The 14,244-nt window shown below is 69.7% G+C and carries 13 protein-coding genes and 1 pseudogene; 3 read left to right on the forward strand and 11 right to left on the reverse strand.

All coding sequences use genetic code 11. The features are described from left to right. The 3 genes and pseudogenes from Q2100_RS22885 to Q2100_RS22895 form a co-directional block, all read right to left on the reverse strand. Positions 1-212: pseudogene (locus tag Q2100_RS22885) on the reverse strand (hypothetical protein); the annotation flags it as partial. An 81-nt stretch (positions 213-293) separates the two neighbouring features. Continuing rightward, positions 294-1,283: an LLM class F420-dependent oxidoreductase gene (locus Q2100_RS22890; RefSeq protein ID WP_302915900.1), complete on the reverse strand. Its 990-nt coding sequence runs from the start codon at positions 1,281-1,283 to the stop codon at positions 294-296. An 11-nt stretch (positions 1,284-1,294) separates the two neighbouring features. Next, positions 1,295-1,858, reverse strand: a complete 564-nt coding sequence (locus tag Q2100_RS22895; RefSeq protein ID WP_302915901.1) for a TetR/AcrR family transcriptional regulator — start codon at positions 1,856-1,858, stop codon at positions 1,295-1,297. A gap of 77 nt (positions 1,859-1,935) precedes the next feature. On the opposite strand from Q2100_RS22895, the gene Q2100_RS22900 reads away from it, so the two are divergent. Together Q2100_RS22900 and Q2100_RS22905 are read left to right on the forward strand one after the other, a co-directional pair. Next, entirely contained in the window at positions 1,936-3,147 is a 1,212-nt protein-coding gene (locus Q2100_RS22900; protein ID WP_302915902.1) for an FAD-dependent monooxygenase, read from the forward strand. Between the two features lie 49 nt (positions 3,148-3,196). Continuing rightward, positions 3,197-3,622 (forward strand): pyridoxamine 5'-phosphate oxidase family protein, encoded by a 426-nt coding sequence (locus tag Q2100_RS22905; protein WP_302915903.1) that lies wholly within the window; start codon positions 3,197-3,199, stop codon positions 3,620-3,622. 12 nt (positions 3,623-3,634) lie between these two features. On the opposite strand, the gene Q2100_RS22910 is transcribed toward Q2100_RS22905, so the two are convergent. The 6 genes from Q2100_RS22910 to Q2100_RS22935 all read right to left on the reverse strand — a co-directional run bounded on the left by Q2100_RS22910 (position 3,635) and on the right by Q2100_RS22935 (position 11,429). After that, entirely contained in the window at positions 3,635-5,110 is a 1,476-nt protein-coding gene (locus Q2100_RS22910; protein ID WP_302915904.1) for a class I adenylate-forming enzyme family protein, read from the reverse strand. Positions 5,111-5,189: 79 nt separating this feature from the next. Next, positions 5,190-7,334, reverse strand: a complete 2,145-nt coding sequence (locus Q2100_RS22915) for a 3-hydroxyacyl-CoA dehydrogenase NAD-binding domain-containing protein (RefSeq protein WP_302915905.1) — start codon at positions 7,332-7,334, stop codon at positions 5,190-5,192. A 4-nt stretch (positions 7,335-7,338) separates the two neighbouring features. Then, positions 7,339-8,550, reverse strand: coding sequence for an acetyl-CoA C-acetyltransferase (locus Q2100_RS22920; protein WP_302915906.1), 1,212 nt, complete (start codon positions 8,548-8,550; stop codon positions 7,339-7,341). A gap of 127 nt (positions 8,551-8,677) precedes the next feature. Continuing rightward, on the reverse strand, positions 8,678-9,778 hold the full coding sequence (locus Q2100_RS22925; RefSeq protein ID WP_302915907.1) for an alkene reductase: 1,101 nt from the start codon (positions 9,776-9,778) through the stop codon (positions 8,678-8,680). Positions 9,779-9,839: 61 nt separating this feature from the next. Then, a complete protein-coding gene (locus Q2100_RS22930; protein ID WP_302915908.1) occupies positions 9,840-10,655 on the reverse strand; it encodes a helix-turn-helix transcriptional regulator in 816 nt (271 codons plus the stop codon). 33 nt (positions 10,656-10,688) lie between these two features. Next, positions 10,689-11,429: an SDR family NAD(P)-dependent oxidoreductase gene (locus tag Q2100_RS22935; RefSeq protein WP_302915909.1), complete on the reverse strand. Its 741-nt coding sequence runs from the start codon at positions 11,427-11,429 to the stop codon at positions 10,689-10,691. Between the two features lie 101 nt (positions 11,430-11,530). Here Q2100_RS22935 and Q2100_RS22940 point away from each other — a divergent pair, with 101 nt between their 5' ends. Continuing rightward, positions 11,531-12,715 carry a pyridoxal phosphate-dependent aminotransferase gene (locus Q2100_RS22940; RefSeq protein WP_302915910.1) on the forward strand — a complete coding sequence of 395 codons (1,185 nt, stop codon included), beginning with the start codon at positions 11,531-11,533 and terminating at the stop codon, positions 12,713-12,715. Positions 12,716-12,718: 3 nt separating this feature from the next. On the opposite strand, the gene Q2100_RS22945 is transcribed toward Q2100_RS22940, so the two are convergent. Beyond that, positions 12,719-13,636 (reverse strand): LLM class F420-dependent oxidoreductase, encoded by a 918-nt coding sequence (locus Q2100_RS22945; RefSeq protein ID WP_302915911.1) that lies wholly within the window; start codon positions 13,634-13,636, stop codon positions 12,719-12,721. A 54-nt stretch (positions 13,637-13,690) separates the two neighbouring features. Then, complete coding sequence (locus tag Q2100_RS22950) at positions 13,691-14,134, reverse strand: SRPBCC family protein (protein ID WP_302915912.1); 444 nt, start codon at positions 14,132-14,134, stop codon at positions 13,691-13,693. Positions 14,135-14,244 lie beyond the last annotated feature (110 nt).

The raw sequence follows: 14,244 nt of genomic DNA on the forward strand, positions 1-14,244 counted from the left end.
GACCGGCGGGCGTCGACCGCGATGAGCACACCTGCGCCCAGCACCACCACCGCGGCGACGGCCGCCAGAACCCACCAGAGGCGGCGCCGCCCCGGGGGCGGTCCGCCGGGTGGCGGCGATTCGTCGGGATAGTCGACGGTGGTGCGCTCGACGTAGTCCGGAGGCCGCCCGTCGCCCTCGGGCGGCGGGAATCCCAGCGCCGGATAACTCACGCCGACCCCCTCACCGCCTTCTGACAGCGAGCCTAACAGCGCGCCGCGACGTCGCCCGGCGCCGAGAGCGTACGGGAGCGGCTAGCTCAGCGCCGGGATGACCTGCTGTTCGAACTTCTCGATGCCGGACCGGTCATAGGCGGCCTCGGGGAAGTAGAGGATTGCGTATTCACAGCCGAGATCGCGCATCCGCTTCAGCTTCTCGACAACTTGTTCGGTTGTGCCGGAGGCGGATTCGGGCGCGCTGACCGCCGACAGCATGCGATCGACGGAACCGGGGTCGGCCTTGGCCTGCTGCCTGGCGCGGATGCGCTCGATGCGGTCTTTCACGTCGGCCTCCGAATCGCCGATGACGGCGTTGAAGTTCGCCGAGCGGACGATCTTCCCGTAGTCGGTGCCGACGTCGCGGCAGTGCCCGGCGAGCACCTCGGACTTGTGCTCGAAGCCCGCCGGTTCGGAGGTGAAGTTGGTGTACTGCGCGTACTTGGCGGCGATGCGCAGTGTCACCTTTTCGCCGCCGCCCGCGATCCACAGCGGAGGTCCTCCCTGCTGCAGCGGGGTGGGCGCGACGATCGCGTCGTCGGCCTTGTAGTACTTGCCCCCGAAGGTCACCCGGCCGTCGCGCCAGGCGTCGCGCATGATCTGCACGCCCTCGTCGAGCATGCCGAGGCGCTGCCCGGCCGTGGGGAAGCCGTAGCCGTAGGCCTCCCATTCGTGTTGGTACCAGCCGCCGCCGATGCCCATCTGCACCCGTCCGCCGGAGATGATGTCGGTGGTCGCCGCGACCTTGGCGAGGTACACCGGGTTGCGGTAGCCCATCGCGGTGCACATCTGGCCGAGCTTGATCCGGGAGGTGGTCGCCGCGTAGGCCGCCATGAGGGTCCACGCCTCGTGGGTCGCCTCGTCGGTGGGCACCGGCACGGTGTGGAAGTGGTCGTAGACCCACAGCGAGTCCCATGCGGTGCCGTCGGCGTAGGTGGCCAGGTCACGCATCACCTGCCACTGTTCGTCCGGTGCGATGCCGATCAGGTCGAGTCGCCAGCCCTGCGGGATGAACAGTCCGAAGCGCATGGCATCCGACTCTAGCGAGTCGGGCGGCCCCGCCCGGTCGACTTGCCAAGGGCGGCCAACGCACCCGTCACCGCCGCCTGGCGCAGCGCGTCCGCCGGCGCGTCGGGGAACTGCAGACAGCAGTCCTGCAGGCCGCCCAGCGCGATCACGGCCCGGGTGGCCTGCTCGAGCGTCTGGTCGGGCCCGAAGAGGATCCGGCTCAGCCGTTCGCGCCAGGCCAGCATGCTGTCGATGAGGCCCAGGTCGGCGATGGTGCTGAGCTCCGAGACGATCAGCACGAGGTCAGCACGGTGGGCGTACTGGAAGTCGAAGAACCCCTCCAGCACCTCGCGGGGCGTGATCCCCTGCCGCTCCTCGCATTCGCGTACATAGCGCTCGCCCCCGTCGATGAGCGGCTGCACGATGCTGCGGACCAGGTCCTCACGCGATGAGAAATGATGGTAGAGCGCAGGTTTGGTGATGCCGAGGCGCCCGGCGATGTCCTGCAGGCTGGTGCGCTGCACGCCCTTGGCCGTGAACAGTTCGCGCGCCACGTCCTGGATCCGCTGCCGGGTGTCCGAACGGGGGCCGCTCACGTACCCACCCTAACTGACCGATCGTTAAGTAAGCTCATCGGCATCGGCTTACCGAACGTTCAGTAAGGAGAAGTGTCATGCGCGTACTCGTCTCCGGCGCGAGCATCGCCGGCCCCGTGGTGGCCTACTGGCTGACGCGCCAGGGCTTCGACGTCACGGTCGTGGAACGCGCGCCTGCGCTGCGCAAGACCGGCGGCCACGCCATCGACCTGTTCGGGCCGGCCATGGCGATCGCCGAGCAGATGGGTGTCCTCGACCGCGTCATCGACTACGCCACCGGCACCGGACGGCTGACCATGCACCGCGTCGGGGCGCGGCGGCCGACCCTCATCGACTATCACAAGCTGTCGGCGGCCATCTCCGACCGGCACGTGGAGATCATGCGCGACGACCTCAGCGAGATCTTCTACCGCGCGGGCCGCGCCGACGTCGAGTACCTCTTCGGCGACCACATCACCGCCATCGCCCCTGACGGCGGGGTCACGTTCGCCCGCTCGGCGCCACGCGGATTCGACATCGTCATCGGCGCCGACGGACTGCACTCCGGTGTGCGACGCCTGGTGTTCGGCTCCGACGCCGGCCACACCGAGTTCCTCGGCGGCTACCTCGCTGTCGTATCGGTCCCGAAAGATCTTGTGCGCGCGGGCGAGTCGATCGGCTTCATCGACCTCGACCGCGTCGCGATGATCTACACCGCCGACCATCTCGAGGATGCCCGGGCGGTCTTCATCTTCAGGCCCGCCGCCGCCTACCACTTCGACCACCGCGACCCGGGCGGTCAGAAAGAGCAGTTGCGGAGGCGCTTCGGCGGGATGTCGGGTCCCGTCGACCGTTGGCTGGCCGAGGTGGACCACACGCCGGCCTTCTACTTCGACGCGATCGACCAGCTGCAGCTGACGAGCTGGTCCCGCGGTCGGGTCACGCTGGTCGGCGACGCCGGATACTGTCCCGGCCCTGCCGTCGGAGGCAGCACCAGCCTCGCCGTCATCGGGGCATACGTCCTCGCCGGCGAGCTCGATCGCGCCGCCGGGGACCACACCGTCGCATTCCCCGCCTACGAGGACGTCATGACCCCGGCGGTGATCGGCAGCCGGGCACTGGCGAAGAGAATGGCCGGCAGCATCCTGCCGTCGTCGGGTCTCGGAGTACGGGCGTTGCTGGCCGCGGGGCGGCTCATCTCGGTGCTGCCCAGCCCCGTCGGCCGGGCATTGGCCGGGCTGGACGACCGCGGCGTCCGGTTCTTCGACTCGATCCGCGTTCCCGATTACCCGGCCCTCGTTACTCGCTGACTCGGTGAGCGCATCGAGGCTGTCGGTGGGCGTCGGTACCGTCGCGGTCATGGCCCTCAGCAGAGAAGAACGCGAACAGTTCCTGGCCGAGCCGCACGTCGCCGCGCTGTCGGTGAACGCAGGCGCCGGCCGTGGCCCGTTGACCGTGCCGATCTGGTACCAGTACCGCCCCGGTGGCGAGCCGTGGGTGCTCACCGGCGCCGGCTCCCGCAAGCACCGGCTCATCGAGGCGGCGGGCCACTTCTCCCTCATGGTCGAGCGGGTCGAGCCCACTACCCGCTATGTCGCCGTGGACGGCCCGGTCAGCCGCATCGAGCCCGGCACCGACGAGTTGATGGAGGAGGTCACCCGCCGCTACCTGTCCGGCGACGCCGCCGAGCAGTACCTGGCGTTCGCCAAGGAGAATCTCGGCGAGCACGTCGCCATCCACCTCACCCCCGAGCACTGGCTGTCGGCGGACATGGGCTCGTTCTGAGCCGTTGCGGCACTACGTGTTCGCGCGCACCGGCTGGTAGAGCGCCGCGACGTCGGGCAGCCGCACCTTCAGCGACGCTGTGCGCGGCAGCTCGTCGACCGCGACGACGGCGACCGGCACGTGGTGCCTGGGCAAGGATCCGCGCACCAGGTCCTGCAGTTCCTGCTCTGTCGGCACCGGCCGGCCCGGCGCCGGTTCGAACGCCGCGAACGGCACCTCCCCCAGCCGCGCGTCCCGCACGCCGACCACGCATACGTCCCGAACGCCTGGATGCGACAGCAACACCTGGCGCACCGTCTCCGGCAGCACCTTGAAGCCGCCGCGGATGATCGCGCCGTCGGTGCGGCCGTGCAGCGTGACGAAGCCGTCGGCATCCATCGACGCGACGTCGGTGGTGCGGATCCAGTCCGGCGTGATGACCGGGATGCGGGCCTCGAGCACGCCCTGCGCGCCGGTGGGCAGTTCGGCGCCGCTGTCCTGGTCGACGATGCGCACCTCGGTGTCGGGCAGCGGCCTGCCGACACTCTCCCGCTTGGTGTCGCCGTAGCGCGCCACCAGTTCCGGCGTCCACGCGCACACCGAGCCCGCGAATTCCGTTGCCCCGTACGCCAACTGCACCGGTATCCGGTACCGCCGCTCGAACTCGTCGCGGGTCTGCGGGTCGAGCGGGCCCGAGGCGCTGATGATGTACTGCAGCGAGGACAGGTCCTCGGGGTCGACGTCGGCGTCCAGCAGCATCCGGACCACCGCGGGCTGCACACCCGACCGCGCGATGCGGTGCGTCCGCACGGCCCGCACCCAGGCGTCGACGCCGAACTTCTCGAGCAGCACGATCCGCCGGCCGGTGTAGAAGCCGGTGATCAACTGGCACACGCCGATTCCGCCGAACGGCCAGTAGGACAGCTCCGGCGGATCCTGCGGGGTGGCGGACCGGCCGCCGGTCACGCTGAACACCGTGCGCTCCAGCACCGTGGTGTCGATGGACTGTCGTTTCGGCGGGCCGGTCGTGCCGCTGGTGAGGATCTGCAGGCCTGCGCCGGCCCGGGTCGGGTGCGCACCGCTCGCGCGGGTCAGGCCGTCGACCATCTCGGCGCCGGCGGATGAGATCGCCACTCCTGCACTGCCTGCGCGCGCGGCGGCCGCCCGCACCGGCGCCGTCCAGTCCTCGGCGTCGGCCACGACCGCGGCAAGGTCGAGCGACTCGACGTCGCGGGCGATCGCCTCCGGCGACTGGAAGGAGTAGATCATCGACACCCAGCGCCGGTCGGCGAGCAGGCCTGCGATGGTCGCCGCATGCCATGGCCGGTTGCGCACCACCAGGCCGACCGGGGCGTCGTGGCCCACGCCTGCGTCCCGCAGTGCGGCGGTCACCGCGTCGGCGTGCGCGACGATCTCGTCGCCGGTGTGCCACCTGCCCTCGAACTCCAGGCACGGCCCGGCGCCGTAGCCCCTCAGCCCTGCCGCGAACGTCTCGGTGAAGTCGGCCACGCCTGGAGGCTAACGCCGAGCAGACGCAGAATCCCCCGAAACCCAGCGGTTTCGGGGGATCCTGTGTTGCTCGGGAGAACTAGCTCAGCGAGGCGGGCGGGTTGAACCGGTCGCCGTACTTGGCGGCCAGCTCCTTGGCCCGGGCCACGAAGGCCTCCTTGCCGACACCGCCCGCACCTTCGTAGCCGACGATGAACTGCGCAGAGCCACCGGTGTACGGCGGGAAGCCGATGCCCATGATCGAGCCGATGTTCGCATCGGCGGTGGTGGTGAGCACGCCCTCGTCGAGGCACTTCTGCGTCTCGAGCGCCTCGGCGAACAGCATCCGGTCGATCATGTCCTGCAGCGGCAGTTCGGTGCTGCCCGACTTGAACGTCTCCTTCAGGCCCGGCCACAGGCCGACCCGCTTGCCGTCGACGTACTCGTAGAACCCGGCGCCCTTGAGGCGGCTGGGCCGCTCGATCTCGATCATCTTCTCGACGACCGCCTCGGCCGGGTGCGGCTCGTAGGTGCCGCCGGCGTCCTCCACACCCTTGCGGGTCGCGGTGGCGATCTTGTGCATCAGCTCGAGGTTGAGCTCGTCGGACAGCTGCAGCGGCGGTGCCGGGTAGCCGGCCTGCGAACCCGCCTGCTCGATGCTCGCCGGCGCGACGCCCTCGCCGAGCATGGCCAGCGCCTCGTTGACGAAGGTGCCGATGACGCGGCTGGTGAAGAAGCCGCGGCTGTCGTTGACGACGATCGGCGTCTTGCCGATGGCAAGCGTGTAGTCGAACACCCGGGCCAGCGCCTCGTCGGAGGTCTTCTCGCCGCGGATGATCTCTACCAGCGGCATCTTGTCGACCGGCGAGAAGAAGTGGATGCCGATGAAGTCCTCCTGGCGCTTCACGCCGGTCGCCAGACCGGTGATCGGCAGCGTGGAGGTGTTCGAGCCGAGCAGCGCGTTGGGCTCGACGATGTCCTCGATCTCCTGGAACACCTTGTGCTTGAGTTCCTGGCTCTCGAAGACGGCCTCGATGACGAAGTCGACGCCCTTGAAGTCGGCGGCGTCGGCGGTCGGCGTGATGCGGGCCAGCAGCTCCTTGGACTTCTCCTCGGTGGTGCGCCCTCGCTCGAGTGCCTTGGCCTCGATCTTCTCGGAGTAGTTCTTGCCCTTCTCGGCGGCCTCGATCGAGACATCCTTGAGCACGACGTCGTAGCCGGCCTTGGCCGAGACGTAGGCGATGCCCGCGCCCATCATGCCTGCGCCGAGCACGCCGATCTTGTTGATCTTGACCGGCTCGATGCCGTCGGGCCGCGAGCCGCCGGAGTTGATGTACTGCAGGTCGAGGAAGAACGCCTGGATCATGTTCTTTGCGACCTGGCCGGTGACCAGCTGGGTGAAGTAGCGGCTCTCGATGCGGCTGGCCGAGTCGAAGTCGACCTGCGCACCCTCGACCGCGGCGTCGAGGATCGCCCGCGGTGCCGGCATCGGCGCACCCTTGAGCTGCTTCTTCAGCAGCGCCGGGAACGACGGCAGGATCGCGGCGAGGCCGGGCGAGCTCGGGGTGCCGCCGGGCATCTTGTAGCCCTTCTGGTCCCACGGCTGGGTGTGGCTCTCCGGGTTGGCCTTGATCCACGCCTTCGCGGCGGGCACCAGTTCCTCGACGCTGCCGACGAGTTCGTCGACCAGGCCGGCGTCCTTGGCCTTGCCCGGCTTGAACCGGGTGCCCTGGCTGAGGATCTCCATGAACGCCTTCTGGATGCCGAACATCCGCACGGTGCGGGTGACCCCGCCGCCACCGGGCAGCAGGCCCAGGGTGACCTCGGGCAGGCCGATCTGCACGCCCTTGACGTCGGCGGCGATGCGGTGGTGACACGCCAGCGCGATCTCCAGGCCACCGCCGAGCGCGGCGCCGTTGATGGCGGCGACCACCGGCACGCCGAGGGTCTCCAGCTTGCGAAGGTCGGCCTTGACGGCCTCGACCATCTCGAACGCCTCGGCGGCGTTCTCGGGACCCAGGTTGATCATGCCCTTGAGGTCACCACCGGCGAAGAAGGTCTTCTTCGCGCTGGCGATGACGACGCCGGTGATCGAATCCTTCTCGGCGACAAGCCGTTCGACGGCCTTGTTCATGGACTCTTGGTAGTGCTCGTTCATCACGTTGGCCGAACCGGTCGGGTCGTCCAGCGTCAGGGTGACGATGCCGTCGGCATCCTTGTCCCACTGAATGGTGTTCTCTGCCATGCTCTCAAACCCTCTCGATGATGGTCGCGACACCCATGCCGCCGCCGATGCACAGCGTGACGAGCGCCCGGCGCGCGTTGCGGCGCTCGAGCTCGTCGACCATGGTTCCGGTGATCATCGCGCCGGTGGCGCCCAGCGGGTGGCCCATCGCGATGGCGCCGCCGTTGACGTTGAGTTTCTCGTCGGGGATGTTCAGGTCCTTCTGGAACTTCAGCACCACCGAGGCGAACGCCTCGTTCAGCTCGAACAGGTCGATGTCGTCGACCGTCAGGCCGGCCCGGTCGAGCACCTTCTTGGTGGCCGGGGTCGGGCCGGTCAGCATGATGACCGGATCGGCGCCGCTGGTGGCGGTGGCCACGATGCGCGCCCGCGGGGTCAGGTTTTGAGCCTTCCCTGCGCCTTCTGAGCCGACGAGCACCAGCGCGGCGCCGTCGACGATGCCGGAGCTGTTGCCGCCGGTGTGGACGTGGTTGATCTTCTCGACGTAGTGGTACTTCTGCAGCGCCACGTCGTCGAAGCCGCCCATCGCGCCGACGCCGTCGAAGGCGGTGCGCAGCTTGGCCAGGCCCTCGGGGGTGGTGTCCGGGCGCATGTGCTCGTCGTGGTCGAGGACGACCAGGCCGTTCTGGTCCTTCACCGGGATGACCGACTTGGCGAAGTAGCCGCCCGACCATGCGGCGGCAGCCTTCTCCTGGCTGCGCAGCGCGTAGGCGTCGACGTCCTCGCGCGAGAAGCCCTCGATGGTCGCGATGAGGTCGGCGCCGATGCCCTGCGGGACGAAGCCGATGCGGTAGTTGGTCTCGGGGTCGGTGGCCCATGCGCCGCCGTCGGAGCCCATCGGGACACGGCTCATCGACTCGACGCCGCCGGCGAGCACCAGGTCGTCCCAGCCGGAGCGGACCTTCTGTGCTGCGGTGTTGACGGCCTCCAGGCCGGACGCGCAGAACCGGTTGAGCTGGAAGCCACCGGTGGTCTCGGGCAGCTTGGCCACCAGCGCGGCGGTGCGCGCGATGTCTCCGCCCTGATCGCCGACGGGCGACACCACACCGAGGATCAGGTCGCTGATCAGGTTCTCGTCGAGGTCGGGGTGGCGGCTGCGGAGCTCGTCGATCAGGCCGACGACCAGGTTGACGGGTTTGATCTCGTGCAGCGAGCCGTTCTTCCCCTTGCCGCGGGGAGTGCGGATCGCCTCGTAGATGAAGGCTTCTTCAGACATGAAACGAAGCGTAACAGCCTAAACCAACCTGTTGGTTGGGCGGTCACCCTTTCCCGCGAGCAGACACAAATTCGCACAATTGCACGCCCAACCATGCGAATTTGCGTCTGCTCGCCGAGCGGACCCTTCAGGCGGTCTGGCGCTGCGCTTCCAGTGTCGGGTAGTCGATGTAGCCGACCGGCCCGGGGGCGTAGAACGTCGTCGGATCGGGCTCGTTGAGTTCGGCGCCGAGCAGCAACCGGTCGATCAGGTCCGGGTTGGCCAGGTAGGACCGCCCGACTGCGGCGGCACTGATCGCACCCCAGTCGGCGAAGCTCTCCAGCTGGCAGAAGTCGGTGCCTGTGTCGCGGCCGGTGTTCAGGACGAACGTCCCCGACCACAGCGCCCGCAGCGTGCCGAACAGGGGCGTGGTGGGGTCGACGAGCACATGCAGATAGGCGATGCCCAGCGGCGTGATGCGAGCGAGCAGCGCCTCGTAGGCGCTGACCACGTCGTCCTCACGCATGTCGCCCGCTGGATTCCCGGGTGAGATGCGCAGGCCCACCCGGCCCGCACCGATCTCGTCGACCACCGCCTCCACCACCTCGGCGGTCAGCCGGGCGCGGTTGGCGGCCGTGCCGCCGTAGGAGTCGGTGCGCCGGTTCACGACGTCGGAGAGGAACTCGTGCAGCAGGTAGCCGTTGGCCGAGTGGATCTCCACCCCGTCCATGCCCGCGTCGACGGCCCGGCGGGCGGCGGCGCGGAACGACGCCACGATCTCACCGATCTCGTCGACCGTCAGTGCGCGCGGCACCGGCAGCGGCTTGCGGCCCTGCGGCGTGCGCGCGTCCAGCTCGGCGGCGACCGCCGACGGGCCCACCGTCTCGACGCCGCTGAGGTCCGGGTGGCCCATCCGGCCGACGTGCCAGAGCTGGAGGAACATCTTGCCGCCTGCGTTGTGCACGGCCTCGGCGATCCCGGCCCACGCGTACTGCTGCCGGTCGGTGAACACGCCGGGAGTGTTCGGGTACGCCCCGCCCGCGCCGGGTGACACCGCGGTGGCCTCGCTGATGATCAGACCCGCCGACGCGCGCTGAGCGTAGTAGGTGGCCGCCAGGTCGGAGGGCGTGCCGTCGGCGTCGGCGCGGGATCTCGTCAGGGGCGCCATGAAGAGCCGGTTCGCGACCGGGGTGTCACCGACCTGGATCGGTGTGAGCAGCGTGGCGTCGGCAGCGAGTTGGAAAGTCACGCACGCAACAAGTGCCTCGGCACCGCGGTTCATTCCCCCGAGCGTGCAGGCGCTGATCCGATCACGACGCCGCGGCCGCCTGATCGGCATGTCGGCGTACTGCCGACACGACCGAGAACATGACGATGCTCTGATCTCGGTGCGGGTCCTGCAGCATGTCGCAGGCCAGAGTCAGGCGACCGAGTTCGGGATGATCGAGACGCTTGATCATGTGCGTGACGGTGATGACCGTGGCGTCGTCCCAGAGCTCGGCGAACTCGGGGCTTCCCGCGCACAGGTCCGCGATCAGCGCCCGGGTCATCGGGTCCCGGGGGTAGCGGGCCACCGTGGCGCGCAGTTGGCCCACCACGATGCGCGAGAACTCCGCGCCCCCCGTCATCCCGTAGTGCGGCGGGACATCCGGTGGCGGCAGGAAATGCCGGCGCGCAATGTTGCGTTCGGCCGGCGGGATCGCGCCGAAGTCCTCCATGAGGACGACGGCCTCGGCATTCCACGCCAGCACGTCGAAGCGTGCACTCAGCACCATCGCGGCCGTCGTCCCGAGCCCTGCGACCAGCTCGGCGACGCTCGGGGTCACCTCCATGCTGGGCGCCTGCTCCAGCGGGACGCTGCGCCCGATCAGTTGGAACAGGTGGCGCCGCTCGTCGGCGTGCAGACGAAGCGCATCGGCGATGGCGGCCACCACCTGGTCGGACGGCGCGGACCCGCGGGCGCGTTCGACGTTCGTGTAGTGCTCGACGGATATGTGCGCCAGCTCGGCCACTTCGGACCGTCTCAATCCGGACGTGCGCCGCCCCTGCGCGCTGAACCCGAAGTCGGCGGGCTCACGGCTCTCCCGGACCGCTCGCAAAAACCTGCCCGCCGCCTGTCCGTCCATTCTTCGATAGTGGCACGACCCCCGTGCCGCACTTCACCACGAGACGAGTTCCGCCCGGTAGCTGAAGAACCGGCCGGTGGGCAGCACGGAGGCGAGCGCCAGCTCGACGATGCCGGCCGCCCCCTCTGCCGGATCTCCGGCCCCCTCCATGGGTTGGCCGCCGTTGAGATTGGTGGACCGGTAGCCCGGGCTCACGGAGACCACCGGGACATGTTCGTGAGCAAGTTCTTTGGCGTAGAGCACGGTCAGCATGTCGAGCGCGCTCTTCGAGGCCTGATAGGCGGCCGCGGCCGCCGAGCTGTAGGGCCAGTCCGGATCGTTGACCAGGCGCGTCGACCCCAATTCGCTGGACACGTTCAGAATTCGCGGCCGCGCCGAGGAACGCAGCAACGGCAGGAAACCGTTGGTCATTGCGGCGACCCCGGCCACGTTGGTGTCGTAGGTGCGCAGGAGTTCGGCGCGACCCACTGCGGACGCCGGCGATCCCTCACCCGCAATCGCGGCGTTGTTGATCAGGATGTCGAGCCGCCCGTACGTGTCGCCGACATACCGGACGGCGGCACTGATCGTCTGGTCGTCGGTGACGTCGAGTGTCAGCGGGTCGACGGCGAGTCCCGCCGCCGCCAGCTCACCGGCGGCAGACGCACCGCGCGCCGGATCGCGGGAGCCCAGCATTACCCGTACGCCGGCACGGGCGAGCTGTTGCGTGACGTGGAACCCGATGCCGGCGTTGCCGCCGGTCACCAGGGCGAGGGTGTCGTTGTTGTCGGTCATGACATCAGCACAGTGCAGCCGGGCGCGTACAGGGAGGCACGGGCTGTACCCCCTGGCCGGGGAATACGCATCCGGCGATCGCACACCTAGGCTGGTCTGCCATGACGGTTTCGCGGCTACGCCCCTTCGCGGTGACGGTGTTCGCCGAGATGTCGGCGCTGGCCGCCCGCATCGGCGCGGTCAACCTCGGCCAGGGATTCCCCGACGAGGACGGCCCGCCCGCCATGCTCGAGGCCGCCCGCGCCGCCATCGCCGACGGGGTCAACCAGTACCCGCCCGGCCTCGGCATCGCGCCGCTCAGAGAGGCGATCGCCGCGCAGCGCGAACGCCACTTCGGCACCGTCTACGACCCGGACACCGAGGTGCTCGTGACAGTCGGCGCCACCGAGGCGATCGCGTCGGCGGTGCTCGGCCTGGTCGAGCCGGGCTCCGAGGTGCTGCTGATCGAGCCGTTCTACGACTCCTACTCCCCCGTCCTCGCGATGGCGGGTTGTCACCGGGTCGCGGTGCCGCTCGCCCAGGTCGGTGACGGCTTCGCGATCGACGTCGACGCGCTGGGCCGGGCGGTGACACCCCGCACCCGGGCGCTGATCCTGAACTCGCCGCACAATCCCACCGGCATGGTCGCCGGCGACGCCGAACTGGCCGCCATCGCCGAACTCGCCGTCGCCCACGACCTTCTGGTGATCAGCGACGAGGTGTACGAACACCTCGTCTACTCGGACCCCCCTGGACGCACGCACCTGCCGCTGGCCAACTACCCCGGGATGGCGTCGCGCACGATCACCGTCTCCAGTGCCGCCAAGATGTTCAACGCCACCGGCTGGAAGGTCGGGTGGGCCTGCGGCCCAGCGGATCTCATCGCCGGGGTGCGTGCGGCCAAGCAGTACCTGACCTACGTCGGAGGTGCGCCGTTCCAGCCGGCGGTGGCCCACGCTCTCGACCACGAGGACGCCTGGGTGGCCGCGTTGCGCGATTCGCTCCAGGCCAAGCGCGACCGGCTCGGATCGGCGCTCGTCGACCTCGGCTTCGACGTGCACCCCAGCTCGGGCACCTACTTCCTGTGCGCCGATCCGCGTCCGCTGGGCTACACCGACAGCACCGCGTTCTGCGCGGAGCTGCCCGAACGCGCCGGTGTGGCCGCGATCCCGATGTCCGCGTTCTGCGATCCCGCCGCCGCGCACGCCGACGCGTGGAGCCACCTGGTGCGGTTCGCGTTCTGCAAGCGCGACGACACCCTCGACGAGGCGATCCACCGGCTGCAGGTGCTACGCGTCGGCGGCTGAGGTTCAGAGCGAGCCGGCCACCGACCACAGCGCCTCGCGGGCGCGGTCGTCCACCGGACCCACCGGCGCGAGCGCGACATCGGTGGCGCCCGCATCGAGGTAGCGGCGCAGCTTCCGCAGCACCGACTCGGCTGGCCCGACCGCCGCGAGATCCGCTGCGCCGGAAACGTTCTCGCGTGCCAGGATCTTCTGATACGACGGGATCTCGTTGTAGAAGCCCAGTTCCGCGGCCACGGCCTCGTGCACGCTGCCGGGGTCGTCGGTCACGAACACCGGCACCATGGCGATGACGCGCGGTCGTGGCCTGCCGGCGTCGGCTGCGGCGCGGTTGATGGTGGGGACGATGAAGTCGGCGATGGTCCGCGGCCCGGCGAGGTAGGGCAGCGTCCCGTCGGCGAGTTCGCCGGTGACCTGCAGCGCCCTGGGTCCCATGGCCGCGACGTACACGGGCACCGGGGTGCCGCCCGCCACCGTCGCGGGCCACGCCGGGCTGGAGGTGATCGCCTCGCCGTGGAAGTCGACGGTGCCGGTGTCGAGCAGCGAACGCAGCACCGTGAGGTGTTCGCGCAGCCGGCCGACCGGGTCGGGCCATGTCGCGCCGAACGCCAGCCGCTCGGGTTCGTGGGCGCCGAGCCCGAGGCCGAGGCTGAAGTTGCCGTGCGCGGCGGCCTGCGCGGTCTGCACCGCCGAGGAGATCAGCAGCGGATGCCGGGGGTTGATCGGCACCACCGACGTCCCGACGCCGAGGCCGGGCACGGCGGCGCCGATCAGGCCGGCCAGCGCGATGGCGTCGTGATCGACGCGCTGGGCCAGCCACACCTGCGTGACACCTGCCCGCTGCGCGGCGGTGGCCTGCGCCACGGCGTCGTCGACCGCGTTGGCGGCGTCGGGTCGGGGATGGATGACTACTCCGGTCGGCATGTCAGTGCCAACCGGGACGGTCCCGCGCTCATTCCGTTCGGATCACCGCGAGTTCTATTCGGCGCGAGTCCTACTCAGCACCCGTCGGCGCAGCTGCTCGATCGCCGAGTCGAGCACGATCTTCTTCGCCCGTTTGATCAGGAATTCCGGGATGGGGGCAGACGGGTCGACGATGACGTCGAAGCGCACCCGGGTGCGGTCGCCCTCCGGGGTGAGGTTGTACTCGACGTGCTGGCCGCGCTGCTGGAAGGTGTCCGCGGCGTCCCACACCACCCAGCGGTCGCCCCAGTGGTATTCGAGCATCTCCTTGTCGGTGATGCCCATCAGGCGCAGCGTCGCGCGCACGTGGAACGGCCTGCCGTCGGGATGGCGGTCGAGCACCTCGACGTTCTTGTAGACCGACGACCAGGCCGGCAGGTCCTCGATGTCGGCGAGCACCTCCAGGATCGCCTCCGGGGAGGCGTCGATCACTGCTTCCTTGGACGCGCGAACGGCCATACCAGCAAATGTAGCCCCGCACGGCCTGGCAGGGTCGCGGTTCGGGCGACTGCGTCAGTCGAGCGCGTCCCAGAAGCCGGTGAGGGCGGCCGCCCCGCGGGCCGGATCCT

It is taken from the genome of Mycolicibacterium arseniciresistens, from assembly GCF_030519285.1.
Lineage (GTDB): Bacteria > Actinomycetota > Actinomycetes > Mycobacteriales > Mycobacteriaceae > Mycobacterium > Mycobacterium arseniciresistens.